This window comes from Parafrankia sp. BMG5.11, assembly GCF_004337455.1.
The window spans coordinates 26,715-52,478 of the sequence record NZ_SJXI01000056.1 but is presented as its reverse complement, the minus strand read 5'-3'; the positions used below and the strand labels follow the sequence as shown (position 1 = coordinate 52,478).

The window sequence follows — 25,764 nt, the reverse complement described above, 5'->3', positions numbered from 1 at the left end:
TTCGCGGGCCGTTACCGTCGCCTCTGCATCGCGATAATGTAGGGGTAGAGGCCCTTCCGGCCAATCGGGTTGGCCGGTGACGAGCGCGGGGCAGACTATGGCGAGCGAATGCCGTCCCGTCGGGGTTAGCGGTAGAATTCGTCGACCTCCGGCAAGTCGAGTCGGATGACGAAGTGCGCGAGCTGCGTTGAGGGGTCGATCTCGAAGCGGACGCGTTCTCCGAGGATGATGGTCCGGAATCCTTCGGTGACGATGTTGCTGTAGTCGAAGCCGTAGGTCTCGCCGGTGGTGTCTTCACGGACGTAGTAGGTTGCGGTGACGCGGTGGGGTCCGCTGCCGAGTGGTTGGCGGTCGACGATGCGTCCGAACCTCTGTCCTGCGTCGAGGCTGTTGTCGATGGTCATTGGACCTCCTGGACGCAGCGGAACCCGACGGCGTTGCTGCAGCCTCGGCGTACGTACAGGGCCTTGGAGGAGGTCTGTACGGCGCGGTAGGGGTTGTCGTAGGAGCCACCGCAGATGACAGCGGAGTTGATGTCTGGGAAGAGGGTTTCGGTCCATTCCCAGACGTTGCCGGCCATGCCGCGGACGCCGAAGGAGGAGATGTTGGTGGGGTGGGCGGTGACCGCGGTCGGGGCGCAGTCGCGGAGCCGTCCGCCGTCGATCTCTTCCTTCCAGACCTCGTAGGTCACCAGGGGGCGTCCGCTCCAGGAGTCCGCGCAGTTGACCGCGTCGAGGTCGAGGTCATCGCCCCAGGGGAAGAGCCGGCCGTCGGTGCCGCGGGCGGCGGCTTCCCACTCGACACAGGTGGGCAGGCGCTTACCCTCGAAGCGGGCGAAGGCGTAGGCGCTCCACCAACTGACGCACGAGACAGGGTGATCCTCGTAGCGGGGGTCGGTGAAGTAGTCCGGGTTCCGTAGCCGTTCCTGCCACGGCTCGTGGGTGTGCTCGGCAGGGACGTCGGTATGGTCCCAGGCCGCGCAGCCCTCCCGCTCCACTGCGGCGAGGAAGCGCTTGTACCGGCCGACCGTCACGGCGAACTCGTCGAAGACCACCGGCTTCTCGATCCTCCTGAGCAGGAGGCGGTGGCTCGGGCCGACGAGGTAGGTCCCGGCGGGAAGGAGCTGGGGAGCGGTGGCGGTGGGGGCGGGTGCGAGGTGGTGGAGGAAGCGCCGGACCTGCTCGGTGATGATCGGCTCGCGGTAGGCGGCGGCAGCCTCGCGGCCCTCGACGGTGCGCAGGAGCCGGGCGGCGAAGTACTCCTGGAACACCGTGTGCACCGGGGCGACCAGGCCGGGGCCGGCCGGTCGGAACAGGGGGGCGAGCAGGAAGGTCTCCTGGGTCACCCGGCCGTCGGTGAAGCAGTCGATGCCGACGTCGGTGCAGATTTCCGCGAGGGAAAACACCGACTGGTCCGCGAGGAACGCCGCGCCCAGGTAGGCATCGAGCTTGGGATGCACGTGGGCGAGCCCGGTGTCGGAGAGGACCTGCTCGACGCGCGCGGTGACCAGCGTGACGAGCCGGCTCACCGGATCGGCGTCGAAGTGGTCAGGACCGACCCCGCCGGTCTGTACGGCGAGACGTAGTTCCAGTGGCGAGGTGGTGTGGACCTGCTCGTCGCGGTGCAGCCGCAGGTCTTCGAGGCGGACCACGCTGAACCGTGGCAGTTCCAGCGGGTCGACGCCGTTCGCGTGGAGCTGTTGGACGAGCTGCTCGGAGATGAGCGTCGAGCTGTTCAACAGCCGCCGTACCTGCGGGGAGTCGGCGAGAAACGAGTAGCGGGAGGACATGACGACCGTGGACTCTGCGGACAGTGCCTGCGCGACGTCGGAGAACAGGTCGAGGAATCCGCTCAGGCTCGTGTTGTGGACGGCTTCGTCGATCGCGTCGAGCACGCACAGCACGGACCCGGCGCGGATCAGGTAAAGAAAGACGTCGAAGACCCGGTTCCGCGGAACATTTACGTACGGGTTGAGTATCCGGGTGACGAAGTCCGCGAAGTCCTCGCCGGCTTCCTTGAGGCTCATATCGAGGTAGAAACGGTAGTGGTGCGTCGGCGGGTCCGACCCGACCGACGCGAGCTGCTTGAGCAGTGTGGTCTTTCCGCTCCCCGGCCCGCCGATGACCAGAACGTTCGCGGACGTTGCCGCGAGGCGCCGCAGGATCGCCGCCGCATCGCTGCTCTCGGACACGACCAGGTCGCCGGAGTGGGGGTCTGTTTCCAGAATATCTCCGGCGATGATGATGGGCTGGACGCCTTCCGGGGAAGGCTCCGGGTAGGTGAGGGTGAGCGCGGCCAAGTGAGCCGGGACGTCAATGATTCTCTCGACGAACCGCTCGTAGGCGACGATACGGATCTCTCCGTCGGCGAAAGGCGCCGTGTCGGCCGGCGGATCGTCCTCGACGATCAGGAACCGGGTGAGCTTCGGGAGCTGCGTCTGCAGCAGTTCCCCGCTCGTCGCGGCGATGAGCTGGTTCAGTTCGTCGAGATTGCGACTGAGCATGATCTCTACATACTCGACCTGCAGTCCTGCTTGCCGGCAGAAGAGCTGGTAGACCGTGCTCTCGGAAAGCTCGAATCGTTTGATCGGCCGGTAGCCGAGGGTGGTGTAGAGACCGGCGAGGAACTCCGCCTTCTTTTCCACGAGGGGGCTGAGCTGCGGCGCGTCCCCTGTGATCGCGCTGACGCCTGTGCTCGTGAACCAGGCCAGGATATCGAGGAGCCGGCGGACCGCGAGAAGCCCGTCTTCTTCGGCGATGTCGTACCCGTCGTGCGTCGACCTGTTCCGCAATCGCTGGATATCGGTCAGTGCATTGATGACGTTCGTGCTGCGGATGTGCGGCCGGCATCCCTTGATCAGGTCGTTGAGTGCTTTCCCGGACGGGTCGCCGGGTACCTCGTGATGGGCCCAGAGTTGTTTCAGGAGACGTTCGGCGATCTTCCCGATCAGCGCGATGGTGTTCTCAGGGTAGCCATCCCCGAGAGATCGTACCGGCCGCTCGAAGTCCAGACCGAGATGCCTCGCGATCCGCGCGTGGCCGTCCAGCTCGGTTTTCAGTCGGCGTAGTCGCTCGTCGACGGTTTCGGTCACGTCACGGCTCCTCTTCGGGTCCCGAGAACGAACGCGAATCGGTCAGGGAACGAGAACACCGGCTCGGAATGACGGGCGTCGATTTCGGCCACGCCGTCGCGGATCTCGTCGTCGTCGAACATCGCAAGCAGCGACATGTACCGGTTGCGAACCATCCCTAGATAGCGATCCTTCGGGATCTCCAACGGGAAATCACGGTAGCCCAGGCTGACAGTCAATCCCGCGGCCCGCATGTGAGCGGCGATGTCCTCGGGGTCCGGCTGCAATTCCTCGAACCGTCGGATCGCCGCGTCGAAGAGGGGATAGGCGATCCTGGTCGGCAACATCACGATGAGGAGGCGGCCGTCCGGCCCGAGCAGGTCGGCGAGACCGGCGATGACCGGCGGACGGTCGTCAGTGGCGACATGATGGATCGCTTCCTTGATCGCAATCGCGTCGAGCGAACCCCGGGGGATGGCAGGCCCCTGCTGCCCGCTGTGGCCCCCGGTGCCCTTCGCGAGTTGCTCGGCCGAGGCATGGATGGGGCGCAGCGCCGGGTCCGCAGGAAGCTGGCTGAGCATGGCCTCGGACGGGTCGACGCACAGGATCGGGACAGTAGGGCGGACGCGGTCGAGGATGCGGCGCGTGTAGAGCCCAGTGCCGCATCCGACGTCGGCAATCCGGTCGTGGGAGGTCAGGACGAGCGCGTCGGCCATCTCCCCGGCCATCCAGTCAAGGAAGGCGTCGTTGTACGTCCAGTTCTGGTCATAGCTCCCGGCCAGTCGCTCGTAGTGCGCCGACGTCTCAGGACCCGCCAAACTGGACCACCCCCGTCAGGAAACCCAGGCGGATCGTAACCGATCCCCTACCAACAGCGCCAGACTTGGACATGCCGACCCGCCGCCAGGAGAACGCGCCCGAGGGCATCACGCTCGGGATAGCGCGTCGACACACGTCCCTCCTGTGTCTCCGGCGCCCTGGTACCCGAACGGCAGTCTGCGCCGATGACCTGCAGGTTCACAGCCCGGTCCTGGCGGGAGGCGCTGGCCTCTCCCTCGGGGGACGGTGTGGAGCGGCGGGAGTGGCCGCGCGGGGTGCTTGGCCCGCGCGGCCCTATCCCTGTTCGCCCCCCCCGCCGGTTACCCGGCGGGGGCGGTGGCGATCTCGAAGGCGATTTCGAGGATCAGGGCGCCTTCCTGGTTGGGTCGGCGGAAGGCGCCGGGGGTGATGCGCATGAGGCTGGCGGCGTGTTCGCGGCGGTGGTCGACGCTGGTGCGTCGGGTGCCGGCGGCGAGGCCGAACAGGATCTTCATGGCGGTCTTGGCGGGATCGTCGAGTGCGGTGTCGATGGCCTTCCTGATGATCTGCTCTGCGTGTGCTGCCCTGTCCTTCGGGCTGGTGCCGTCCGGGAGGACGAGGAGGTCAACCAGGTCGGGTACGTGCTGCGCGAGTTCGGGGCCGCGGGCACCGCGGCGCCGGGCCTTGCGTAGGAGCGTCTCTACCGTGTCGATGTCCGGCCTGCGGGTGGTGGACATGTCGGGTCCGGCAGGGGCCTTCGTTGGCCCCCGCTTTCCCCCGCCGTAGACCTCCTTCCTGGTCTGGGGTCGCCCTGGTGCGGGGAGTAACGGGCAACGCGGACCACTATGCCAGGTTTGCCGCGTGATCGCCATGTTTGCGTCCACTAGCCGCAGACGACTGCCGTTCACGGACGCTGACACCATCCTCTAGCTGTTTGCTGGTGAGCTAGCGTTGGCCGTCCGGGCGACGAGCCCCCGGGGGGTGTGGCTGGGGCCGGTGTGACCTGGGCAGCGTCCGGCTGTGTAACCGCCGGCCTGCCATGTTTGCTGCCCGTTTCCGTGGCCTATCTGCTGCCTGTTTCCCTGCCTAAATCCTGGCCGGTTTCGGGGGCAGTTTTCTGCCATCTTACTTTCGGATAATGGAAACCAGCGGCGGCAGAGCGCCCCGCCTTCCCGGAGAGCAGGTAATGCTCCTGGGAACGTCGGCCAGGGATGGCTGGTAGCCGTCCCGGGCAGATTGGCTGGTGTCTGATGGCACGGTACTACGTCGTTCGCCGATCGTTGCTGGGAACGGTGGTCCGCTGGTTCCTCGGGTTCACGGTCCTGGCCGTGTGCGCGACGGCGGTGCAGTGGGCGCTGACGAGTATGGCGCCCGCGATGCTCGCCGTGTTCGTGGTGTTCGCGCTGGGGCTGGCTGTCTTCTGGGTGATCGGCCGGGGTCGGGAATGAGCCGGCGGCGAGTGGCTGTGATCTGCCTGGCCGTGGTGGTGTGGGTGTATTGCTGGTTCGCGGTCGGTGTCGGGATCGGTCTTCTGTTCCCGGCCTCGGAAACCGAGCCGCCGGCACATCAGCCGCCGGTGAGCGGAGAACCGTGAAATCCCACGGTCCGCGCGGGCGCGCCCCGCCGCCCCCTTCTGTCGATGAAACGTGTCCGTCTATCTCTTTCGCTCCTGCCGTGAGCAGGAATGTTCACCGGCTCTAACTATCCGAGGAGGAACACCTATGTCCACCCCCACCACCCCCGCGCACGGTTCGGCGGACGGCGGCCTCGGGCCGCTGACCCTGGAAGACCTGGCCAACAGGGCGGAGAAGGCGCACGCCGAGCACCTGCAGGGCTACACGGCCAGCACGGTGCTGCACCGCCTCTACATGGCCGAAGCCTTCGGAGACGAAGAACTGCAGGCGGCCCTGGACCTGCTCTTCTCGCGGCTCGACATGCAGCGCGTGCGGACGCGGGAGGCGTGGCGGGCGGCGTACAACGCCTGGGCCATTCCCGCCGGCATGGACCCCGTACCCGCCGACTCCACCGTGGTGGACGGCGAGGTTATCTCGACCGTCGACGAGCCCGACGAATTCCCGCTCGACAACGACCCGATCGCCTGAATCCTGCTCGCATCGAAGGAAAGGAAAACCCGCCCCCATGATGAGTATTTCGATCATTGTGCTGTTGTCGTTCGCGGTGGTGGTCCTGGTCCGTTCCTACCGGCTCAGCCTGGCGTCGGCATTGCTGTGCATCGTGCTCGGCTTCTACCTCGCCGCGTCCGGGCTGGCCCCGATGATCCAGCAGATCATCAACCAGGTGATCGGCGTCGTCTCCTCCATCGGCGTGTAACCGAAAGGAACCCGATCCGATGATGACGCTTTTTCTGGTCCTGACGCTCGCGGCACTGGTGCTTGCGAACGGAAGTCTGCTGGTGGTGTTGCTGGTCCGCCTCGCCGAAGAGCACCGCGATATCGGTGATGCCCGCCGCCTGCAGGACATGCAACGCATCCACGGCCGGATTCCGCCGGGTCGTTGAGTTCGCCCCGGGGCGCGGTTCCTGACCGCCAAGACAGACACCGCGCCCCGGGCTCCCCACCCACAGGAAGGGAACCCCCATCATGACCGACCACAGCCCCCCGCCGCCCGACGAACCCACCGACCCGCCCCCGCCGCCCCCGCCGGGCGGGTGGGTGCCCGACCTCGACGCGGTCCGCGCCGAGCTGGCCCCCTACCTGCCCGCTGACCGGCGCCCCGTCCCCCTGCCCGCACCCGTACCGCCGGTGTTGACCGTGCCCGTCGAGGGTGTCGAGGTCGCCGGCGACGTGCTGGTGCCGGTGGACCCGCCTGCCGCACCGCGCCGCAGGCTGTTGGAGCCCCGGCCGGGTACCCGGCGGCCGATCGTCCCGTCGTGGCTGCGGTCCTGGGCTGCGTTGCGTGTCGCGGTCCGGTGGGCGGCCGGGCACTACTCCTACACCGCCGCCTACCACGGCGTGCGCGTGCCGCTCTACGCCGGCCGGTTGGCCGTCCGCGCGCCGCGGGGGGCGGGCCGGCTCGCCGCCGGAGCGGTGGGCTGGCTGGCCGACCGCGACGCCCGGCCGGTGATCACCGCTGCGATCCGCCAGGAAGACGCCAGCACGTATCTGCGGCTCGCCCGTCTGCATGACAGCCGCACCCGGACCCGGGCGATCCTGGCCGGTCTGGTCGGCCTTCCCGCGCTGGTGCTGGCGGTGTGGTGGTGGGTCGCCGTCCCGACCGGCGTGCATCTGCCCCTCCTCGCGGCCGCGGTGGCGGCGCTGGGGGTCGTGGGGGCGCCGGCGGACCGGCCGCTGATGAGCCCGGCTGTGGTGCCGACCCGGGTGGGCCGGCTGACCGCCGACGTCGTCACCCGCGCACTCGGCGCCCTGGGGATCGCGGAGATCAACCGGGCGCGCCGCGAAGGCGGCGGGATCACCTTCCCGTCCCCGGTCATGCGCGACGGCCCCGGCTGGCGCGCCGAGATCGATCTCCCCTATGGGGTGACCGTCTCGGACATCCTGGAACGCCGGGAACGGCTCGCGTCCGGGCTGCGCCGCCCGCTGGGCTGTGTGTGGCCGGAAGCCGGGCACGACGCGCACGCCGGCCGGCTCATCCTGTGGGTGGGTGACCAGGACATGTCCCAGGCCCCGGCCGCACCCTGGCCGCTGGCGCAACGGGGCCTGGCCGACGTGTTCGCCCCGCTGCCGTTCGGGTCCGACCCGCGCGGCCGGGCGGTGTCCATCTCGCTGGTGGAAAACAATGTGCTGGTCGGGTCACTTCCCGGGGCGGGGAAGACGTCGGCGGTGCGGGTGCTCATGCTCGGCTGCGGCCTGGATCCCACCTGCGAGCTGTGGGTGTTCAACCTGAAAGGCACCGCCGACCTGGACGCGGCGGAGAAGTTCGCGACCCGCTACGCCACCGGCCTCGACGACGCCACCGCCGAAACCACACTGGCAGCGCTGCGGGACCTGCGGGCCGATATAGCCCGCCGCGCCGAGGCTATCCGCCGGTTGCCGAAGGATCTGTGCCCGGACGGGAAAGTGACCCGGCAGATCGCCGGGCTGCGTTCCCAGGGGCTGCACCCGCTGGTGGCCATCGTCGACGAATGCCAGAACCTGTTCTCCCACCCCGTCTACGGGAAGGAGGCCGGGGAACTCGCGGTCGACGTCATCAAACTCGGCCGCGCCCTCGGGATCATCCTTATCCTGGCCACGCAGCGGCCGGACGCGGCGTCGCTGCCGACCGGGGTGTCGTCGAATGCGTCCATCCGGTTCTGCCTGCGGGTGATGGGGCAGGTGGAGAACGACATGATTCTCGGCACGTCGATGTACAAGAACGGCATCCAGGCCACCACGCTACGGCCGTCGGACAAGGGAATCGGCTATCTGGTCGGCGCTACCGATGAGCCGATGATTGTCCGCGCCGCCTACATCGACACCCCGACCGCCGAGCAGATCGCGGACCGGGCGCGGGCCGCGCGGATCGCCGCGGGCAGGCTCTCCCCACCCGTCGGGGAAATCGCACCGATGGTGACGTCGCTCCTGGACGACATCCTCACGGTGATCCCGGAGGGGGAGAAGCGGATATGGTCGGAGACCCTCGCCCGCCGGCTCGCCGAGCTACGGCCGGACCTGTACGGCGAGTGGGGGCCGGATCAGATCGCGGTCGTGGTGAAACCGTACGGGATCGAGACCGTGCAGATCGGCCGGCGTAGCGGCGGGAAAGTCGTCAACCGGCGCGGGATCGAACGCCGTCACGTCGCCGCCGTGGTGGCCGAACGTGACCGCCAGCGGGGTTCCTGACCCCGTGTGGGGTGCTAACGGTTAGCGGCCCTCCCGCTAACTGTTAGCACCCCCGTTAGCGTCCGATAGGCCATCTGATCAGCGAAGATGCGTGTTAGCGGCGCGGGGCGCAGACCCTGCGAAGCCCCTGGAATCGGGGGTCTGCGGCCCCCTCCCGGTCCGCTAACCCCTCCCCGCGGACCGCGCCAGCAACAGCCACGCACCGTGACCATCCCGCGAGTCGCCCACGCGGCCGGGAGACCCGCGAACACATTCCTGTCGCACCATCCCGCAGATCCGGTGATGTTTCTCCCGGGTTCCTCATGCCGCAATTCACCTTACCTCATTCCTTTATTAGCCGTGCTTGTTTTCCGAACAGGAGACGGTAGACATGTCGACCGTGCTCGACCTCTTCGCCGGTCCCGGCGGATGGTCTCTGGCCTGCGCACAACTCGGCCTCAGTGAAATCGGTGTCGAGTGGGACCGGTTGACCTGCGAAACCCGCCGCGCCGCCGAACTGACCACCATCGAAAGCGACGTCGAGGTACTTCGGCCCGGCGACTACACCGGGATAGCCGGGCTGATCGCGTCCCCGCCCTGCCAGCCATTCAGTGTGGCCGGCAACCGGATGTGGCTCGCAGACCCACGCGGACGGCTCATTCACCAGCCCATGCGTTTCGCCCGGGCACTGCGGCCAGCCTGGATCGCGATGGAAGAGGTTCCCGCCGTGCTGCCGATCTGGGAACGGTTCGCCTACGAACTACGCCGCAGCGGATACGCCACCTGGACCGGGCTTCTGTCCGCCGAGGAATACGGCGTACCACAGACCCGCCGCCGTGCTTTCCTCCTCGCCTCCCGCACCCGGGACACGGTCGGCCCGCCGCAACCCACGCACACCCGCTACCGCCCGAACGCCGCACGATTCGCCCCGCCGCTCAGGCCCTGGCGCAGCATGGCCGACGCTCTCGGCCGGGGTCTGGTCGACCGGCCGGCGTTCACCGTGACCACCCGCGGAAACGCCTGGGGCGGTGCCAGCGTCCGGAAAACCTTCCGAGCTGCCACGGAAAATGGCCGATGGGTCGGCCCCGAGGACCATTTCACCCCAACCGAGTTCGGCGTCTTGCAGTCCTTTCCCGCCGACTATCCGTGGCAGGGCACTCTCACCAGCCGGTTCGTTCAGGCCGGGAACGCCGTCCCTCCCGCTCTCGCCACCGCCGTTCTCTCCTGCCTCGCATTCCCCGAATCCCTCACTCGCGCCGCATAGCCCCAGGAATGGAGAACCCCGACATGACTCCCGCTCCCGCCAGGCAGGACACCCCGGACCCGGCCACGGCCGTCCCCACAGCCCCCACCGCGGCCCGACGCGACCACGGCCAGGCACGGGCCGGACCCGCCCCGGTACCCGCCCGGCAGGGGCGCGCGGAACGCCTTCTCGGTGCGGCGCTGCCGGTGGTGCTCGCGGTGGGCGTGTTCTGCGTCGCGTTCGTCCACGTCCACGACGTCGCAGCGTGGGCCGGGCAACCCGACTGGGCCGCCTGGCTCATCGCCATGTCCGTCGAGCTGATGGCGCTGGCGTCCATCATCGAAATCCGCCACCGGCGCCGCACCGGCACCCCACTCCGCTGGCCCATCAGCACCCTCGTAGCGGGGGTCGGCATGTCCGGCGTGGCGAACCTCACCGCCGCCGGACCCGACGCGCTCACCGGCGCTCCCGGTGTCTGGGTGCCCACGATGGCCCTCTGGCCCGTCGCCGCGTTCGGCCTGGTCGCCGGGCTCAAAGCCACCCGGCCCGCGCACCCGGCACCCACGAAGAGCACGATCCCCACCAGCAGCCCGCCACCACCGGGCGATGACCGGCCGCCGGGCGACGGCCCGCCCGCCGACCGGACCACCCCCCTCGACGACACCCGCCCGCCACCGGCATCCCTGCCAGCCGATCTCCTCACGGCCGGGCGCGCGGTCGCCGCCGAGCTGACCCGCCAGGGCCGACCGGTCACCCGGACCGCGCTCGCCCGCGGTGTCCGCCAGCGCGGGCACCGCTGCTCCACCGACCGGGCCGCGGTCCTGCTCACCGCAGTCCGCGGACCGTCCCGCGAGCCGCCACAACTCCCCGCGGCCGGGCCCACCGTTCACTAGCCCCCGCCCATCCCGCCTCGCCCAGGACCGTCACAGGATCGTTCAGGAGTCAGCCATGGCCGCTACCCGCCCCGAGGACAGGTCTCTCATCGCCCGCATCGCCGCCCACGCATCGTGGGCGACCACCCCCGACCGCGCCGCGCGTACCGCACGCGGACGCGCGACGTTCCTGGACCGCTTCGACCGCCAGGTCGACCCGGACGGCACCCTCCCACCCGCCGAACGCGCCCGCCGCGCCGAGAACGCCCGACGCTCCTACTTCTCCGCACTGGCACTGCGCTCCGCGCAGGCACGACGCAAGAACCGCGCCAAACCGAAGCAGGACACCCCACCCCGCCCCTGACCGACCGGGAAGCCCGGGAACCACCGCCTGCGCATCGTGACCGGCCGCACGAGGCGCAGGCGGCCCGGACACGCCAGCGGCCCTCCACCCATGCGGGCGGAGGGCCGCTCAGCGGCCTGACCACGCCCGAGCGCGGGAGGGGACACCACCCACGCGGCCATCGATCATCACGTGACGATCGTGGGAGCTGGGTCGGTCGAGGCAACGGCCCGGGGACGCAGGGAGGCGCGGCGTGCCCGCTCAGCGAGGAAAGCAAGGTGGTAGACAAGAGCGTCGACCGCCTCACCACGGCGGGGATGGGTCTCACACATCCGACCCTTCCGCCAGACCTGGGCCACGCTGCCCGCCACATCACGGGCCTGCCACGCCTTCCCGCCATGAGGACCGTAAGCGGGACGCACCGTCCCGAGAAGCACACCGCCCACGTGGACGTCCTGCGTGCCACTGACATCGGAGTCCACCCGGCGGACCACGGGCGTGTCCCCTTCCGCGGAGTTGACGACGGCGCGGACCGCCGCGGACAGCTCAGGAGACAGCGCCTTGTCCCCACGGTCCGTCCGAATCACCACCGGCCGCTCCCGCCGCCGACGGGAACCCGCCGGCCGTGGCACGGCCTCGTCCGGACCCGCTACCGGCACCGCCTGCGCGGCCGCCACGTGACGATCGTCGGGAAGCACCGGCACGGCAGCCGCCAGAGCGTGACCGGCCCTCCCCGAGCGATCATCACGTGGCGTCCGGAGATCGGGTGACGTGCCGGACGACGGTGCCGCCGGTGACAGGGCCGCGACACGGTCGGCAGCCGGCGCAGGCGCCTCCGGCGCGGGGGTGGCGCGGGAAAGCAGCGCCGTCATGCCGTCCCGCACCACGGCGAGCAACGCATCGTCGGGCCGGCCACCAGCGTCCAGCACCCCGGCCAGAGCACGAATCGCGTCGAGCAGCCCGGCGACGCTCGCCGGGTCCGCCGGGGGAACGGTGCGGGCGGCCTGGCGGGCTCGGTAGGCGCGCTGCTGACAACCGTGAGAGGCGTACCGCGGTACCCGGCCCCCACCGGCCGGCGCAGCCGGACACGTCCGCCCGCAGCCACACCCGCACACCCCCTGGGTCGAAGCCGGACCGTTCATCACGTGACGATCGCCCATGACAGGCATGCTAGGCCAACCCGGCACGATCGTCACATGACGATCGTGCCGGTAACTGGTCCGCAGGGCGTCCGCGACGTCGAGCGGCCAGCAGACCTGGCACACCCGCACCGGCAACACCTTTCCGACCAGGCGGAACACCGCTGCGCCCCGAACACGCGAACGGCCCTCCACCCGACAGGGCAGAGGGCCGATCATCCGGGGCGGGTTCAGTGCCTCCCACCCGCAATCCGGGCCGGCAAAACCTGATACGCCTCGACGCCGTACAGGTCAGCCCACTGCCGCGCCGCAGTCTCACTCCCGAACGGACTCACCACCTCCACCAAGGCCCCCGCGTCGTCGAACACAGCAAGGCCGTAGATCAGCGGGCGCCGCTCGACGGCCGCAGCCACACGCCGCCGCGCCACCAGCGCACGATGGGCGCCTGTCACCGGAAGCACCATGCGCGCGCTCACCGCTGCTCACCCTCGCCGCAGGCACTCAGGAACTCGGCGAGCGGGCTGTCATCGGCCAACCGGAGCACCCGGCCGCCGGGCTTGCTGGTCAGACGCGGATGCTGATCGTGGACCCTGAACCGCAGCTCACCACCGCCGCGAGTGCCGGCCAGATCTTCCATGCCCACGAACTCACAAGCGATCGGCAGACTGCGCAACGCCGTGGCCAGGCTTGCCGGATGCACACCGGCCGGCACATCGACCACCACACACCGGTAGGGCCCTGTGCCCGTCTCGCGGACATGCACGGTCGTCGGAGCGGCCTCACCCTCTGCGGTAACGGATGGGGGTGTGTCGTTTGCGTCAGGGCAGAATGAAGTCATCGGTCGTACCTCCAGCCAGGTCGGCCACCGAGCCCCATCGGTCCGTCAACCGGTGGGGCTCACTCATTCCCGCGCGTCGGGTACGACACGCGATCACTCAGGCACGGTAGCGCGTTAGCGGATTCGAAGGAAGAGCCCGAGAAGAGGATCCGGATCCGCAACCAGTATTCGGATCCGTGGCCAGCAGCGACGAACCTGAGACCCGACCGGCGACGCCCGCCGACCTGGTCGGCTTCGCCGAGCTCCGCGCCCTGCTGGGCGTCGCCCGCTCTCGGGCGCACACCATCTCCCGCGACCGCGACTTCCCGGCGCCCTGGTACACCGGCGAGAAGGAACGGCTGTGGCTCCGCGTCGACATCGAAGCGTGGATGGACCAACACCGCCCCGGGTGGCGGGAGGAGGCATAGGCTCTACTGCCGATCGGGAAAATCTGCCCACTCTAGGCATCGCCAGCGCCAAGGACTCGGCGGGCCGCGTCGGTGGGGCTTGCTCGGATCTCGCACTCCCAGAGCCGTACGACTGTCCAGCCAGCCTGGCGGGCGAGCTCCGAGGCGCGAGCGTCTCGCTCTCGGTTGCGCTGCATCTTCATGGCCCAGAGCGGTGCGTTCGGGCCGCTGAACGCGCTCCGGCCGTGAACCGGGCAGCCGTGCCAGAAGTCGCCATCGACCCAGACTGCGATCTTCCGGCCCGGGAGTACGAGGTCGGGGTTGCAGCCGGCGTCGAGGGCGCGGTGGAGCCGGAACCGGGCGCCGGCGGCGTGTAGGGCGCGGCGTAGCAGCAGCTCCGGCTCGGTGTCGCTGTTGCGCCGGCCACGGAGGCCAGCAGCTGCCGGTGTCGAGACCCACCTTTCGGGCATGCAGTGATCCTCCACGAGCCATGTGGGCTGTCCTGTCGGCCCCATCCGCTACGTTCCTCCTCAGAGGAGGTCGCGATGGAGAGCACGGAGGGCGCTGCCCCGGCCAGGGCAGCACAGCCGGACGTCCTGGCTGGCACCAGTCACGGCGCTGCGGCGAACAGATCGTTCAGCGCTATCGATCTGTTTGCTGGCGCGGGCGGTGCGTCTGCCGGCTTGGTAGCCGCTGGCGCGGATCTGCGGCTCGCCGCCGAGATCGACCTTGAGTATGCATCGACCCACCAGGCCAACCTGCCGGCTGACGTGCTGGTTGGCGACCTGCGTGACATCGACAGTGAGAAGATCGCCCGTGCGGCTGGCATTGCACCCGGCGAGCTGTCCCTACTGTTCGCTGGCCCACCATGCCAGGGTTTCTCTGTCATGGGGTCCCGGGTCGTGTGGGACGAGCGCAACAACCTCTTCCGAGAGGTCCTACGGACTGCGAAGGATCTGCGTCCGAAGTGCGTCGTGATCGAGAACGTCCCTGGCCTAGTCACCCTTGGCAACGGAGCCTACCTCCAATCGATCTTGCAGGGCCTGTCCGAGACGGGGTACGCAGGAGCATGTGCTGAGTTGCTGGCGGCCCAGTACGGTGCGCCGCAGATGCGCTGGCGGCTTGTCATCATCGCGTGGCGTAAGGATCTCGATATTCCTGCTGGCTACGGCTTTCCTACCCCTACCCATGGTGGAGAAATCGGCGACCTGCTGCCGAACTGCACCATCACCGCATCGCAGTCAGCCGGATTTCTGACCACCTACGACGCCATTGGCGACCTGCCCTCCGTCGAGGCTGGCAAGCAGAACGACCGGTATGTCGGGCCCGCAACGACCGCGTACCAGCGCGAGATGCGCGCTGGTCTGACCGACGAGCTGTGGAACCACTACGCCGCAAAGCTGTCTGATTCTAACCTCGTCAGGATTGCCCACCTCAAGCCTGGCCAAGACTGGCGCGATCTGCCGTTTGAATTGCTCCCAGCAGGTATGCAACGAGCGTTGCGCAAGGACCACACCCGCCGATACCGACGGATGTCGTGGAACGGTGTTCCCCGCACCATCGTGACTCGCTTCAGAGATCCAAAGACCGGCGAATACACTCATCCGGAACAGGACCGTACCATCAGCATCCGAGAGGCGGCGAGGATTCAGGGCTTCCCCGACAGCTTTGTGTTCCACGGCAACCGATCCAGCCAGTACGACCAGGTCGGTAATGCTGTCCCGGTCCAGTTGGCCAAGACCATTGCCGAAGAGATTCACCGCTGTCTCGACGGCAGGCCCACGCACCGGCTCGACAGTCCATTCCGACGGCGTCCCGTCGCCTTCCTCGGCCCGCATGGCGATCTGCTTCCAACACTGGCGGACAGTGCCGCGTGACTAACGATCTTTATCACCCGCTGACGTCCGAGCCAAACCGACGCCCTCACCTCGCCGAATGGCACGGCCACCGAGTTTTCCCGATTGTGGCCGCACACCCGACTGCTCTCCAGGACCAGAGGCAACGCCGATGCCCTTTCCTATCTGAGATCCTGGGAAGCCTGAAGACTTGCGTGAAGGCAGACAACAGCCAGGGCGTCTGCTCGATTAGTGCGGAGAGTAACGGTCGTCGGCAGGACTGGCTCGTGTGCCCGTACAGGGCTCTGGATGACACGTTAGTTGCGACCATGACGCGGCGCCTGTTCTCTGTCGCAGATGACGAACCAGTCGCTATAATCCCGGTTCCGACCCTCACCGGCGAGCGTGTCAAGGGAACACTCGGGGATGGCAGCGGGACGCGGGTCTTCTGTTACTTTCAGGAGAAGCTCGGCGGCGAGATCGGCCTTTCCCGGACGCCTGCTTCGCCCGAGCTGTCATTTGATATAACGCTCGTCGAGCTGCTGCTATCCGACGATGGCACACGGCTTTGTCTCGGACGCTACGGCGTGATCGAGCTTCAGACCACTGACACCCATGGCAGCTACAGGCACGCAGTATCCGCATTGCGGGGCGCGCTCGACCTACATCCAGACGACTTCCCGGCCCAGGTTGCCGCAAATCAGGAGTGGTCAGGCCGAAAGGTCGAAGGCCCGAACATCTCCAACGTGTTCAAGCGGACTTTCTACCAGGTTGCCTTCAAGTTCCAGGTGACAAAAAGAGAAACCTCAGTCGGATGCGTGCTCGCCATTCCGCAGCCCGTCTGGGACTCTTGGCAACCCTTCCTAGGAAGACCTGATCTGCATCGGCAGGCCGACGGAACTTGGCGCCTTCTCGACGACCAAAATACGGATCCGGCCGACTGGATCTATGTCTTCGATATCGCAGAGAATCCTGTGGCTGATGGTGGGCCTGCGCCGATTGAGATCAAACTTGTCATCGGCACCGATGCAGCGACCCTAAGCCGGGCAGCGCTGGATGTTGCCCCTGCGAAGGCCATCGAGAACTCGTCCGGTCGCGACGTTGTTCTCGCCTCTCTACACGGTAGGCTCCGTAAAATTCTACCTGGCCTCCTTATAGAATCCGCGGTCGATCCATTCCATTTGCTCTAGATTTAAGGTGGGATCGGTCGGTAGGTCGACCCGTGTGTACCTGTATCGCGCTTTATGGGTGATGTTGGATAGAATGTCGACTGTCTAGTGCGCCAATGTGTTGGGGGATGGGTCGTGGCGAGGCAGCCGAGGACGAATGCACAGACACTGCTTATGCGAATTTTTGAATCATGGCGAATCGAGAAATTTCCGGATGCCCCAGAAAGTTTCGCCTTCGAAGTCTTTGTGTCTGAGCTGGTTATGCGATCCTACGGCCTACAGCTGGATGAAGTCGAAGCCGGCGTAGTCGGCGGCGGACAAGACGGCGCCATTGACTCGGTCTACACAATTTTTGATGATGTTCTATTGGATGAAGATTCGGAGGTACTTTCGCCAAGCAGGAAGCCATCTGAGTTCGGCCAGAATCGATCCTTGGATCTTTGGATCATACAGGCCAAGCGTACGCCTGGGTTCGCCGAAGAAGCGATCGACAAGCTGGAAAACTCTCTGAGGCGCCTTCTAGATCTCTCGCAGGATTTGGATGAGCTGTCCGCTCTCTACAATAGTACGGTACTCAACAGAGTTCGGATCTTCCGTACTGCTTGGGAAAAACTCCTCGTACGCCGGCCTCGGATCCGCGTGCACGTGATCTACGCAACACCGGGAGACGTCCGAAATATTACTCCGCAGGTCGAGTCTAAGATTGCACTGCTGCGCAGTGTAATCCAAGGTTCGGTTCCGGACGCCGGCAATGTTGAAGTCGCAACTATGGGCGATAAGGAATTGTTGGCCCGGTACAATGATCGCCCGTCTTACACATTGCCGATGCGGTACCAAGAAAGTGCGACCAGTGGGCAGTCCCATGTCGCTTTGGTGCGCTTGAAAGACTACTACGATCTAATCGTCGACGAGAACGGACGACTTCGTCGGCATCTTTTTGAGTGGAACGTTCGTGATTATCAAGGCAACGTTGCCGTAAATCAGGACATTCGTAGGTCGCTTACCACGCCGGATGGCCCCGAATTCTGGTGGCTAAATAATGGTGTGACTATCCTATGCGGTGAGGCGACTAGTGCGGGAAAAACATACTCGCTATCGGATATTCAGATCGTCAACGGGCTTCAGACAAGTCATGAAATTTATGATGCCCTTAGGGATAGTCCAACGTTGGACGACGAGACCCGTATGATTCTTGTTCGTATCATTGTCACCGACGACGCCGAGACTCGCGACCAGGTAATTAGAGCAACAAATCGCCAGACTAATATTGACGACGCATCGCTGCGTGCCACAGATGAGGTACAACGCAACATAGAAAATTTCTTTCTGACGCAAGGCTGGTACTATGATCGACGTAAAAACTACTACAAAAATGAGGGCAAGGATTCCTCGAAGATCGTAGGCATACCGCTCCTGGGTGCCGCCATCACGGCAATGGGGCTCGCTCGGCCCGACAAGGCACGAGGCAAGCCCTCTTCGCTCTTGAAGAAGAATGAAGACTATAGGCCCGTTTTCGACCGTTCGATTCCACTTGAAGTATATTTTTGGGCCGCTAAGACTCAGCGGATGATCGACACCTTCATCGTTTCGGAAACTGCTGCGGCGACGGTCATGGAGAAGAGTAACCTTAAGTACCATCTCGCGATGCTGGTTGTGGAGGCTTTGAATGGTGGACCGGTAAGGAGTCCCCACGGTCTACGGTTCATCGCAGGTCAAGATCTAATCATAGATAGTGGCGATCTGGCGACTCTCTTTGAACAACTGAAGAGATGGGCTTCGAGTTATCTTGCGGCCGAGAACGTGGAGACTCTGGAGCGGGCTGCGAAGACGCATCGATTTACGGAATATCTTCTTCGGTGTGCCGCAGAAAAAAGGGCAAATTGAATTGAAGGGTCCGATGGTCAAAATGGGAGAGCCGAGCTGTTGTTCTTCCCGCCTACAATAATGACTTTCGTCACTTCGTGATCGGTTTCCACACTCGCCTCGGTTCGCTTCAGCACCGCCGAGCAGCTCCAGACCGACCGTCAGGCCGGCCTTGACCGTGCCCCCGCAGCGCGCACCCTGAACGGTTCGTGCGTCGGGCACACGCTTGGGAGTGTTCGACCACCGACCCTGTTCCATGATCGAAAACTCCCGTCCGAGGCGGCGTGGCCCGAGGCCTCGCCTGCCCGGCGGGTCGGATGCTACTGTGATTTGAAGACAATCCGCCTGTCGCGGTTACGCTCGTCGAGGTCGTGGGAAAACGCAGGTCAGCACAGCGCTTAGGCGCTTAGACCTGAAAAGCGGAAGGTCGGCGGTTCGACCCCGCCCCTGCCCACAGGATCTGGGACAACCCGAACCGCGTCCTGGTCGGGAATGCGGAACGTCGGCGTGATGTCCGACCTTGATCTTACGCGGATTTCTTCGGTCAGTGTGTGTAGGACTGCCCTGCGCAGGGGCTTGCTGCCCTCTTTCGCCGGAGCTTCCGTCAGCAAGGTCAAGATGAGACCTTGGACGTCGCCGATCTTCGCGAGTGGCACGGGATCGGGCGGCTCCTCCACCATCTCGATTTTGATCTTGTCGTGTTCGTCCTGGACCTGGGTGAGCTGTGTCGCGAGGTCCCGGATGCGTTCTCCGCAGGCGTCCTCGGGCATGGTGCCCTCTTCGAACGCGGTCTGGTATTTGCGGATCTTGCCGCGGATCGAGTTGATCTGGTTTTCCAGCCGGGCGAGGTGTTCGCTGTGGTCTTGCTGGGGTTCCGCGGTTCTGGTCTGGTGGGCGGCGATGGCGGCGTCGAAGATCGTCGAAGTGCTGTAGGCCTTGATGAGGGCGTTGATGACGGCGTCCTCGAGGGCGTCTGCGGGTAGCCGGTCGTTGTCGCAGCGGTTCTTGCCGAAGCGTTGCCGGTTGTGGCAGATGTAGTAGCGGTACTCGCGGGATCGTCCGTGGGCGAGGGCTCCGGTGTAGGCGGCGTTGCAGCGGTCGCAGACGATGCGGCCGGTGAGTTCGTACTCTGCGGGGTTCGAGGCGCGCAAGCTGTGATCTCTGGATCGGGCATCGAGGATCTTCGTGGCCTTGGCGAAGGTGTCGCTGTCGACCAGAGGTGTGTGCGGGGCTGGGTGCCAGGAATCGTCGTAGTAGATCTCCCCGGTGTAGACGCGGTTCCGGAGCAGGGTCGTGATGTAGCGGTCGGACCAGAGTCCTCCGTCGCGGGTCCGCAGTCCCTTCTCGTTGAGGTGGTTCGCGATTGCCTTGCTGCCGAGATGGCGTCGGGTGTACAGGTGGAAGATCTCCTCGATGACGAGCGCTTGATCGGGTACGGGGACGAGGAAGAGTTTGTTCTCGTCCACGGTGTAGCCGTATGGGGTCCTGCCGGCGTGCCATCCGCCCTTGGCGGACTTCGCGCGCAGTGCCTTGCGGATGCGGTCGATCATGGCGGCACGTTCGAATTCGGCGAACATGCCCAGGATCTGCATCAGCATGCGCCCGATGTGGGTGGATGTGTCGAACGGCTCGGTGGCCGATCTGAAGGTGACGCCGGTCTTGTCGAGTTCGTCGACGATCTGGCAGAGGACCCGTAGGGAGCGGGCGATGCGGTCGACCCGATAGACGAGAAGTACGTCGTAGCGGTGGGCTCGGGCATCTGATATGGCCTGGAGCAGCCCAGGGCGGTCCATGGTGGCGCCAGACTTGCGGTCGCGATAAATCTTGACGATAGTCCAGCCTGGTTGACTCGCGACGAACTTCTTCAGTCCAGCTTCCTGCCCGTCCAGGGAGTAGGGCTGGTTTTCCTCATCGGTCGAGGCCCGAAGAGAAAGCGCCACCCGGACGGTCGGTTGCGGAATGGTCGATCCCCAGAGGGTGCCGGAGCTCGGCGTGGTCATTCGTCGCCCCGGCTGTCGCCGGCTGCGGGGGTGTCCTGTGGGCGGCGTTCCCTCGCCAGTTGCAGGGGGAGTATGTGAAACATCGGCTTCTCTCGGTCCCATTCTGTGGATTGACGCCGTCGGATCGGCGACGGCGATTGTCGCTCTCCGTATCGGTGGTGTCAAATTGTCTCAAATTCCGGAGGGCTTCCCTGATGAGGAATGGGCCCGTCGGGAGGGAAATGCAGTGCGATGAGGTCGGCGAGCGCTTGAACGGCATCGGCGAATTGCTGGGGAGTCATCGTGGTGAAGAGAGCCGGGCGCAGGGGAGGTAGCCCAGAGATCGACCTGCCCGCTTTTGACTGCGGCGGTGTACTGGGCGCCGCCGGTTGGTGCGGAGCGGGGTCCTGGCGGACCTGCGCCGCGCGACGGGTGGACCTACAGGGCTGGGTGGGTTCCGTTCCGAACTCCTCGGAGAGATCTACCGGGTCCGCGCTGCGCTCCCATGGTGAGCGAAGGAACCTGACAGTGATCTGACTGTTGTTGCGTCTGCAACTTGTGTCAGATCACCGTCAGATCACGTTCTCCCAGCTCAGGCCCGTTGTCGGGCCTACTGGCCGAGCGCAGGCAGGGGGCGGGTGGGCTACGTCGTGGGCGCGCGAAGAAGGATGCCTACGGGGGCGGTGACGTGGAGGGAGCACCGGACGCTTGGGTAGCGCGAGCGCTGTGCAGGGCGACGAGCCGAGAGGGGGATCAGACGGTTGCCGCCCAGGCCGACGATGCGGGCGGCGGCGCGGCCGGCGATGACGGTGTCCACGAGCAGGTCGTCCGCCGCACCGGTGGAAATGGACAGCGAGGAGGCCCCCCGCCCGGGGCGGCAGTTGCCCCGCGAGCGCACTGAGATTGCGGAGAAACGTGCGCGGCGTGATGGTAGGGCGGATGGTCGATGATGACTCCGGCGTCGTGTTCCGGTAGCGCGGGAACACCGAGGCGGCGGCTGACCATGGAGTGCGGTGGACCGCGATATAGAGCGGTTGAGGCCCCCGGTAGCGTTGGTGGGAATTTCACTATCGTTGGGCAGATAGCGAGATTTTCGATCTTGACGGAGGTGGGCAACGGTGCGGGCGGGCCGTGGCTTCTGGGTAGGGCCCTTGGGTTTCGGGGTGGTTGCGGGCTGGACGGTGAATGGATTGATCCCACAGCACCTCGGGTCGGGCGGGACGGAGGCCGGGGAGCTCGGTTTCTCCGCAACAGGATCTCGGCGGATACCGCTTGGCGAACGGCAGTTGGCAGCCGAGGTAGCTGTTCGGGTCCGAGTGAACTCCAGGGTGTCTGACGGTGATCTGACACAGATCTGACACCTGATCATTCCCGTCCTCCGAGGCGATGTGTCAGATCACCGTCAGATCACCGTCAGGTCGCTTCCGGACGCCCCTGCGCCTCATCTACCTGGGCGTGGACGAGTGTCAGATCACCGTCAGATGTGGTGTGGCGTCCTTGGAGCCGACGGAACGCTGGCTCCAGGGACGGGAGACATCCATCGTGCTGCGCGACTCTGATAACGCTGCGGAATCATCGTTGAATCGGTCCGAGATCTTCCTGACGCTGATGGAATCCCCGGGTGGGTTGGGGGTGAATGGCGCTGATGTCCCGAGGCAGGCCGACCGGTGGTTCAGCCTGCGGGAGTTGCGGATGGAGGTGACTGGGCCGCAGACACCGTTGGCGGCCCGGCACGCTGTGCGGGCGTCTCTTCCGCGTCCGCGGGAGTCGGACACGTGGAATGCCGCGGCAGTGAGGATGGCGACGCTGGTGCTGCGTCATCGCGCCGCAGCGCTGGCCCCTGTCTACCGCGGGGATATCGCCGATCTCGACGCGGAGGCGCTGCCCGGTTTTATCGATGTTTTTGTCGGGCTGCCGGCCGGGGTGCGGGGAGTCGGGGCCCTATTGGTGCTCGGCGGGCACCGGGCGGGCCTGGTGCAGGCGGCCTCCTACCGCAGCTCTGCGATGGACCTGCCGGTGCTGGCAGTGCTGACGCCGTGGCCGTGGATGGAAGCCCAGCGGTTGCTGGCACAGGCGACCGGACGAGAGGCGACCATCCCGGAGGACGCCCATCTGCTGCAGGTGAACCGTCTGCAGGGCGTGAAGTTGGCCCAGCCGTCCGCATCTGTGCCGTCCCCCTCCGGCGGGGATGCGCGCGCTCCCTCCGGCGGCCCCTCCCCCAAGGGCTCCGAAAGGGCTCCGGAGCAGGACACGGCGTGGACGGCGGCGGCCCGCCTCGTGATCGATCAGGCCGACACCGCCGCGTTGCGGGTCGCCGCAGGCCAGTACACCTCCGCGCTCGAAGCCGGGCGCGATCTCCGACCCGCCCTGGTGGGAGGCGGCCAGTGAGCGGCGCCGAGCAGAGACTGCTGGAAGTGGCCGGGCGGATGACCAGCCGGGACCGGTGGATGTTCGCGATGCTGCACGAGCACCGGGTCCTGACCAGCCACCAGCTGACCCGCCTCGCGTTCGACGGCGACCGGATGGCCCGGATGCGGCTCGCGACCCTGCACCGGCTGCAGACCGTCGACCGGATGCGCCCCTACTACGGCCAAGGCCGCGGTACCGGCCCCTACCATTACATGCTCGGGCCGGTCGGCGCGGCGATTCTCGCCGCCGGGCGCGGCCAGAGTGCCGCCGACCTCGGCTACCGCCGCGACAAACTGCACGCGTGGGTGAGCTCGCCCCGCCTTGGTCACCTTGTCGGGGTCAACGCGGTCTTCACCGCCTGGGTGTATGCCAGCCGCACCCGTCCCGACAACGAAGGACTGACTGTCTGGTGGTCCGAACGGCGTGCCGCCGCCCTGTGGCGGCAGTGGATCCGTCCGGACGGCTACGGCACCTGGCAGGCCGGCCAGCGCCGGCTCGACTTCTTCGTCGAATTCGACACCGGCACCGAATCCCTCTCTCAGATCGTCCGCAAGATCCCGGGCTACACGAGGCTCGCTGCCTCCAGCGGCCTGACCAGCCCCGTCCTGATCTGGCTGCCGTCCGCCTACCGGGAACGGGAACTACGCGCCCGGCTCGCCGCCACCCCGGCCGGCGTCGTCCTCGTCACCGCCGCCCCCGCCCCCCTGACCGCCCCGACGACCGCGGCCGACCCGCCCGACCTCGCCCCCGCCCGGCAAGTGTGGCTGCCCCTGCACACCACCACCCGCACCGACCTCGACGGACTCACCACCCGCTACGGCACCCCGATCCGCACCCGCCCCCCAGCCGACAACCCCGACCCGCACGACCACCACAACAACCACGACGAGACGGACCCGGCACCGACACCCCGCCCACCCACGCCGCAGTTCGGGCCGCGATCCCCCCTCGGCCCCGCGTGAGCCGGCTGGTCGTCGGACTGTGCGCGCTGCCGCTCGCCCTGCGGATCCTCGCTGGCGGTGTCGCGGCCGGGTTCCTCGGCGGCGGGGCCGACTGCGGCGGCAGCTGCCGTCAGCATCGCAGGCCCGCCGCGCAGGAGATTCCCACCGACTACCAGTGGCTGTAGGTCGCGGCGGCGGCGACCTGGCCGGGGTTGCCGCGTACCGTGCTGGCCGCCGTTGGCGAAGTCGAGACCGGCCATAGGCTCTCCCCAGGGACAACCCCGGAAATCGGATACTCGCGTTCTATGGTCCGTAGGCCATTGACATTACCCATGCCGAAATTTACATTGGTAGCGTGGAATAATTTAATGTGGGGCGAGAAAAGTCCTAGCGTGGAAATTTAAGCCAAAACCGCCTGTCGCGAGGCTACCCATTCCGCCGCCGCGCAAGAAACCGTCCTCGCCTCGGGCCACCCGGCGAGCCGCATGCACCGGAACCCCTCCTGCCATGCAGGCTAAATCGAAACCCCCACCCTCCGTTATACCCTCCATTATTCCCACGGATATTCCCTCCAGTATTCCCTCCGATTAAGGGTGGAGGGGGAGTCGGTCGGTAAAATCCCAGGTCAGCGGCCTGCGGCCCCCTCCGATGGTCGGCCAGGCTACGCCGCCCGGAGGCAGGAAAACACGTGCGGCGGCCCGGCGCCCGCCCGGGAGGCGGACACCGGCCCACCTCACGGTTTTCCGCCTCCGGGCGGCTATCCGCCCTGGACCCGGCGTCCCGCCGGCCGGGCGATGTCAGTCCGCGTCGCGTGCGTGGATATGCGCTCGCGTCGTCGGAGTGTTCTGCGGCGCCGGCGGCTGGGCGGCTGAGTTTTGGCCCGCCGCGTATCAGAATGTGATCGTGAGCGGGCTGTCTGGTTTGCGGATCAGTCCGGACGCCTGGGGCGTGAGACCGGCGAGGCCGCGGTAGGCCGTCACGGTGGGGATCGCTGCCCGGTCGCTGTTCCAGGTGTGGATGCCTTCGATCAGCCGGTCGGCTAGGTCGTGGCGGTTCGGGCCGTGGCCGATGACGCCGAGCATGTGACGGCCGGGCGCGGCGTGGTTGCGGGCGAGGCTGAGGTAGGCGAGTGAGTCGCCCTCGATGAGGGCCGGGCTGCGCTGGGGTATCGCGGGCGCGCACAGGGCGGACTTCACTGCCTCGGGGGTGGCCGCGATGCGGCAGCATCCCGGCTCGGTGGCGGTCAGGCGTAGCCAGATCCCGTCGAAGGGGTCGTAGGGTCCGACCTCGATGCCGGACAAGGCGATCGTCCGCTTCCGGGTGAGTACGCCGGTGAGGGCGTCGGGGTTGATGGCCTGGTCCTGATCCCAGTGCAGCGCGACGAGGTCGCCGGGGTGGATCGGGGCGGTCCGCTCGCCTTCCTGTCCGATCATGGGGACAAAGCCGCAGAGCTCCACCGACTCGCTGATCATCCGGTCGCTGTCGCGGCGGAAGGCCACCGCGCGGGTCTGGCCCCGCCAGCGCAGGGGCAGGACGAGCCGGCCGCCGGGGGTGAGCTGGTCCCACCAGGCGCTGGAGATGTCCCAGACTCCCACTGTGGCGATCAGCCGATCGTGCACGTGGCCGTCCGGGTCACCGAAGACACCGTCCCCGGTGAGGACCGTGACCGCCTCGACGCCGGCTGCGGCGAGGGCGGCGCTCGCGCCGCTGGTGACGTCGGGGTCGATGTCGATGGTGGTGACGTGCCCGCCGGGCCCGGTCAGGTGCGCGAGGAGGGCGGAGTTGTAGCCGGTGCCGGCCCCGATCTCAAGGATCCGCTGGCCGGGCAGGACGATGAGCGCCTCCAGCATCATCGCCACGATCCCCGGCCCGGAGGCGCAGCTGAGGGACGTGCCGTCCGGGGCGCGTTTGGTGATGACGGCCTGCTCGGCGTAGGCCTTGCCGGGGGTGGCGTCGGGCACGAACAGGTGGCGGGGCACGGTGCGCATCGCGTCCTCGACCGCGCCGGTGAGGACGGCTCCCGAGATGGCGAGCCGGTCGACCATGGCAGCGCGCAGTTCGTCGGGGGTGGCATCGGGGGTCGAGGTCGCGGTGTTCAACG

At 66.8% G+C, this 25,764-nt stretch carries 25 protein-coding genes; 15 read left to right on the top strand and 10 right to left on the bottom strand.

The features are described 5' to 3' along the window. Nucleotides 1-125: 125 nt before the first annotated feature. The 4 genes from E0504_RS31780 to E0504_RS31765 all read right to left on the bottom strand — a co-directional run bounded on the left by E0504_RS31780 (nucleotide 126) and on the right by E0504_RS31765 (nucleotide 4,605). Complete coding sequence (locus tag E0504_RS31780) at nucleotides 126-404, bottom strand: hypothetical protein (RefSeq protein ID WP_131626365.1); 279 nt, start codon at nucleotides 402-404, stop codon at nucleotides 126-128. Then, the gene (locus E0504_RS31775) at nucleotides 401-3,091 is read right to left on the bottom strand and encodes an SUMF1/EgtB/PvdO family nonheme iron enzyme (RefSeq protein ID WP_131626364.1); all 2,691 of its coding nucleotides are present in this window, start codon (nucleotides 3,089-3,091) and stop codon (nucleotides 401-403) included. The genes E0504_RS31780 and E0504_RS31775 overlap by 4 nt, the downstream gene beginning before the upstream one ends. After that, the gene (locus tag E0504_RS31770) at nucleotides 3,088-3,786 is read right to left on the bottom strand and encodes a trans-aconitate 2-methyltransferase (RefSeq protein WP_207974621.1); all 699 of its coding nucleotides are present in this window, start codon (nucleotides 3,784-3,786) and stop codon (nucleotides 3,088-3,090) included. Before E0504_RS31770 ends, E0504_RS31775 begins: the two co-directional genes overlap by 4 nt. A 423-nt stretch (nucleotides 3,787-4,209) precedes the next feature. Then, the gene (locus tag E0504_RS31765) at nucleotides 4,210-4,605 is read right to left on the bottom strand and encodes a hypothetical protein (RefSeq protein ID WP_131626363.1); all 396 of its coding nucleotides are present in this window, start codon (nucleotides 4,603-4,605) and stop codon (nucleotides 4,210-4,212) included. Between the two features lie 513 nt (nucleotides 4,606-5,118). Here E0504_RS31765 and E0504_RS31760 point away from each other — a divergent pair. The 8 genes from E0504_RS31760 (at nucleotide 5,119) to E0504_RS31730 (ending at nucleotide 11,125) form a co-directional block, all read left to right on the top strand. After that, nucleotides 5,119-5,316, top strand: coding sequence for a hypothetical protein (locus E0504_RS31760; protein WP_131626362.1), 198 nt, complete (start codon nucleotides 5,119-5,121; stop codon nucleotides 5,314-5,316). Nucleotides 5,317-5,589: 273 nt separating this feature from the next. Next, on the top strand, nucleotides 5,590-5,970 hold the full coding sequence (locus tag E0504_RS31755) for a hypothetical protein (RefSeq protein WP_131626361.1): 381 nt from the start codon (nucleotides 5,590-5,592) through the stop codon (nucleotides 5,968-5,970). Nucleotides 5,971-6,007: 37 nt separating this feature from the next. Further along, nucleotides 6,008-6,199 carry a hypothetical protein gene (locus E0504_RS31750; RefSeq protein WP_131626360.1) on the top strand — a complete coding sequence of 64 codons (192 nt, stop codon included), beginning with the start codon at nucleotides 6,008-6,010 and terminating at the stop codon, nucleotides 6,197-6,199. Between the two features lie 19 nt (nucleotides 6,200-6,218). Then, nucleotides 6,219-6,386, top strand: coding sequence for a hypothetical protein (locus E0504_RS50610; protein WP_165938668.1), 168 nt, complete (start codon nucleotides 6,219-6,221; stop codon nucleotides 6,384-6,386). Nucleotides 6,387-6,468: 82 nt separating this feature from the next. Next, nucleotides 6,469-8,667 carry a cell division protein FtsK gene (locus E0504_RS31745; protein ID WP_131626359.1) on the top strand — a complete coding sequence of 733 codons (2,199 nt, stop codon included), beginning with the start codon at nucleotides 6,469-6,471 and terminating at the stop codon, nucleotides 8,665-8,667. A 370-nt stretch (nucleotides 8,668-9,037) separates the two neighbouring features. Beyond that, a complete protein-coding gene (locus E0504_RS31740; RefSeq protein ID WP_131626358.1) occupies nucleotides 9,038-9,910 on the top strand; it encodes a DNA cytosine methyltransferase in 873 nt (290 codons plus the stop codon). 23 nt (nucleotides 9,911-9,933) lie between these two features. Further along, entirely contained in the window at nucleotides 9,934-10,782 is an 849-nt protein-coding gene (locus E0504_RS31735) for a DUF2637 domain-containing protein (RefSeq protein ID WP_131626357.1), read from the top strand. A 55-nt stretch (nucleotides 10,783-10,837) separates the two neighbouring features. After that, the gene (locus E0504_RS31730; protein ID WP_131626356.1) at nucleotides 10,838-11,125 is read left to right on the top strand and encodes a hypothetical protein; all 288 of its coding nucleotides are present in this window, start codon (nucleotides 10,838-10,840) and stop codon (nucleotides 11,123-11,125) included. A 167-nt stretch (nucleotides 11,126-11,292) separates the two neighbouring features. Here E0504_RS31730 and E0504_RS31725 read toward each other — a convergent pair whose 3' ends face one another. The 3 genes from E0504_RS31725 to E0504_RS52430 form a co-directional block, all read right to left on the bottom strand. Then, a complete protein-coding gene (locus tag E0504_RS31725) occupies nucleotides 11,293-12,264 on the bottom strand; it encodes a hypothetical protein (protein ID WP_131626355.1) in 972 nt (323 codons plus the stop codon). Nucleotides 12,265-12,473: 209 nt separating this feature from the next. Then, nucleotides 12,474-12,719, bottom strand: coding sequence for a hypothetical protein (locus E0504_RS31720; protein ID WP_131626354.1), 246 nt, complete (start codon nucleotides 12,717-12,719; stop codon nucleotides 12,474-12,476). Then, nucleotides 12,716-12,967, bottom strand: coding sequence for a hypothetical protein (locus tag E0504_RS52430; RefSeq protein WP_243657696.1), 252 nt, complete (start codon nucleotides 12,965-12,967; stop codon nucleotides 12,716-12,718). The genes E0504_RS31720 and E0504_RS52430 overlap by 4 nt, the downstream gene beginning before the upstream one ends. 290 nt (nucleotides 12,968-13,257) lie before the next feature. On the opposite strand from E0504_RS52430, the gene E0504_RS31710 reads away from it, so the two are divergent. Then, nucleotides 13,258-13,488, top strand: a complete 231-nt coding sequence (locus tag E0504_RS31710) for an AlpA family transcriptional regulator (RefSeq protein WP_131626353.1) — start codon at nucleotides 13,258-13,260, stop codon at nucleotides 13,486-13,488. A 32-nt stretch (nucleotides 13,489-13,520) separates the two neighbouring features. Here E0504_RS31710 and E0504_RS31705 read toward each other — a convergent pair whose 3' ends face one another. Continuing rightward, on the bottom strand, nucleotides 13,521-13,937 hold the full coding sequence (locus E0504_RS31705) for a very short patch repair endonuclease (RefSeq protein WP_131626352.1): 417 nt from the start codon (nucleotides 13,935-13,937) through the stop codon (nucleotides 13,521-13,523). Nucleotides 13,938-14,012: 75 nt separating this feature from the next. Here E0504_RS31705 and E0504_RS31700 point away from each other — a divergent pair, with 75 nt between their 5' ends. The 3 genes from E0504_RS31700 to E0504_RS31690 all read left to right on the top strand — a co-directional run bounded on the left by E0504_RS31700 (nucleotide 14,013) and on the right by E0504_RS31690 (nucleotide 18,355). Then, nucleotides 14,013-15,344 carry a DNA cytosine methyltransferase gene (locus tag E0504_RS31700; RefSeq protein WP_131626351.1) on the top strand — a complete coding sequence of 444 codons (1,332 nt, stop codon included), beginning with the start codon at nucleotides 14,013-14,015 and terminating at the stop codon, nucleotides 15,342-15,344. A gap of 173 nt (nucleotides 15,345-15,517) precedes the next feature. After that, on the top strand, nucleotides 15,518-16,492 hold the full coding sequence (locus E0504_RS31695; RefSeq protein ID WP_373693961.1) for a hypothetical protein: 975 nt from the start codon (nucleotides 15,518-15,520) through the stop codon (nucleotides 16,490-16,492). 114 nt (nucleotides 16,493-16,606) lie between these two features. Further along, nucleotides 16,607-18,355 carry an AIPR family protein gene (locus tag E0504_RS31690; RefSeq protein ID WP_131626349.1) on the top strand — a complete coding sequence of 583 codons (1,749 nt, stop codon included), beginning with the start codon at nucleotides 16,607-16,609 and terminating at the stop codon, nucleotides 18,353-18,355. Nucleotides 18,356-18,732: 377 nt separating this feature from the next. Here E0504_RS31690 and E0504_RS31685 read toward each other — a convergent pair whose 3' ends face one another. After that, a complete protein-coding gene (locus tag E0504_RS31685; RefSeq protein ID WP_131626348.1) occupies nucleotides 18,733-20,499 on the bottom strand; it encodes a recombinase family protein in 1,767 nt (588 codons plus the stop codon). Nucleotides 20,500-22,110: 1,611 nt separating this feature from the next. Between E0504_RS31685 and E0504_RS31680 the strand changes: the two genes are divergently transcribed. Genes E0504_RS31680 through E0504_RS50605 form a run of 3 tightly spaced genes read left to right on the top strand, consistent with a single transcriptional unit; the run spans nucleotide 22,111 to nucleotide 23,848 of the window. Then, nucleotides 22,111-22,701: a hypothetical protein gene (locus E0504_RS31680; RefSeq protein ID WP_131626347.1), complete on the top strand. Its 591-nt coding sequence runs from the start codon at nucleotides 22,111-22,113 to the stop codon at nucleotides 22,699-22,701. Beyond that, nucleotides 22,698-23,684 carry a replication-relaxation family protein gene (locus E0504_RS31675; protein WP_131626346.1) on the top strand — a complete coding sequence of 329 codons (987 nt, stop codon included), beginning with the start codon at nucleotides 22,698-22,700 and terminating at the stop codon, nucleotides 23,682-23,684. Before E0504_RS31680 ends, E0504_RS31675 begins: the two co-directional genes overlap by 4 nt. Then, nucleotides 23,681-23,848: a hypothetical protein gene (locus E0504_RS50605; protein WP_165938664.1), complete on the top strand. Its 168-nt coding sequence runs from the start codon at nucleotides 23,681-23,683 to the stop codon at nucleotides 23,846-23,848. Before E0504_RS31675 ends, E0504_RS50605 begins: the two co-directional genes overlap by 4 nt. 705 nt (nucleotides 23,849-24,553) lie before the next feature. Here E0504_RS50605 and fxlM read toward each other — a convergent pair. Next, nucleotides 24,554-25,762, bottom strand: coding sequence for a methyltransferase, FxLD system (gene fxlM, locus E0504_RS31670; RefSeq protein ID WP_131626345.1), 1,209 nt, complete (start codon nucleotides 25,760-25,762; stop codon nucleotides 24,554-24,556). Nucleotides 25,763-25,764 lie beyond the last annotated feature (2 nt).